This is a genomic window from Stenotrophomonas sp. YIM B06876, assembly GCF_030711595.1.
Classification (GTDB): domain Bacteria; phylum Pseudomonadota; class Gammaproteobacteria; order Xanthomonadales; family Xanthomonadaceae; genus Stenotrophomonas.
Map to the genome: position 1 here is coordinate 1 of NZ_JAUJUJ010000221.1, position 1,288 is coordinate 1,288.

The 1,288-nt window shown below is 67.8% G+C and carries 2 protein-coding genes and 1 pseudogene; all 3 read right to left on the bottom strand.

Features of this window, described 5'->3' with window-relative positions; all coding sequences use genetic code 11:
• Nucleotides 1-453 (bottom strand): annotated as a pseudogene (locus tag QZH66_RS16245) (hypothetical protein); the annotation flags it as partial.
• 66 nt (nucleotides 454-519) lie between these two features.
• Entirely contained in the window at nucleotides 520-882 is a 363-nt protein-coding gene (locus QZH66_RS16250; RefSeq protein WP_305806918.1) for a rod-binding protein, read from the bottom strand.
• Between the two features lie 8 nt (nucleotides 883-890).
• Nucleotides 891-1,288: flagellar basal body P-ring protein FlgI (locus QZH66_RS16255; RefSeq protein WP_305806919.1), on the bottom strand; the 398-nt coding region annotated here is incomplete at its 5' end.

A 1,288-nucleotide genomic window follows, 5' to 3' on the forward strand; every position in this document is an offset into this window, starting at 1 on the left:
CGAGAGCACCTGGTTGAGGCTGTTGAAGCGCTGGGCCAGGGCCTCGGCAGAGCTGATGACCTGCTGGCGCAGCGGGCTGGACGTGGGCTCCACGCTGGCCGCGTTCAGGGCGCTGAAGAAGGCGTCCAGGCCGCTGTTGATGGAGGCGCTGTCGTCGCCCATGACCTGTTCGAGCTGGGTCAGATAGGGCTGGGTGGTGGCGTGCTGGCCGAGATTCGAGGCCGCGTTCCACATCTGCAGGTTCTTGTAGTCGTCGCTGAAGCGGAACAGCGACGGAATGCTGACGCCGTCGCCGGCCGCGAACGGGCCCGAGCGCGAAGGCTGGGCCGAGGTCAGCAGGATGCCCTGGCGGGTGTAGCCCGGCGTCATGAGGTTGGCGACGTTCTGGCTGGCGACGGTCAGGGCCGCTTGCGCCGCCAGCGTGCCGGACAGGGCGTTGTTGATGATGCTCATGGAATGGGGCGCTTTCTGAAAGAGGGGGCACGCGTGGCCGGGGGGCTGGGCGCAGGCGCGGAGGCCTTAGAGCTTCAAGGCGGCCGTGGGCTGCGAAAACTTAAGCGGCCCGTCCGTGGCCGGCGCTGCCGGTGCGAGCAGCTGCTGCAGGATGGCGTCGGCAATGCCGAATGCCCGCTGCCCGGCCATGGCGTCGGCCACCATGGTGTCGGCCAATTCCAGCAGGCTGCCGTGGGTCTGGCTTTGGAACATGCCGTCCTCGCCGGCGATCTCGCGGGCGCTGCGGCGCATCTGCTTGAGCATTTCGCTGATGAACAGGCCTTCGAACTTGACGGCGGCCTGCTCGGCCTCGGCCGCTTCGCGAATAGCGGGCTCGGCCGTGCTGGCGGCCGGTGCCAGTGAGAAGGGTTGGGGGTGGAGTTCGTTCATGGAGGGCCTCAGATCACGACCAGTTCGCCGTCGATGGCGCCGGCCTGGTCCAACGCCTGCAGGATGGCCATGATGTCGTCGGGCGTGGCGCCGGTGCTGTTGATGGTGTCGATGATGGTTTGCAGCTTGGTGCTGGCGGGCCAGTTGAACATGCGCCCGTTGCCTTGCTCCACGCTCACGCGCGACTGTGGCGTGATCGCGGTCTGGCCCCGGCCGAACGGCGCGGGCTGGCTGACCTGGGGTTGCTCGTTGATCACCACCTTGAGCGCGCCGTGCGACACCGCGGCCGGCCGCACCGTCACGCCCTGAGCGATGACCACGGTGCCGGTCTTGGAGTTGAAGATGACCTTGGGCGTTTCGACGCCGACATTGACGCTCAGCGCCTGCAGCTGGGCCACGAAGGCGA

Excerpts from the sequence above, each read along its gene's own strand:
- QZH66_RS16250 (WP_305806918.1), bottom strand. The coding sequence starts at position 882 with ATGAACGAACTCCACCCCCAACCCTTCTCACTGGCACCGGCCGCCAGC.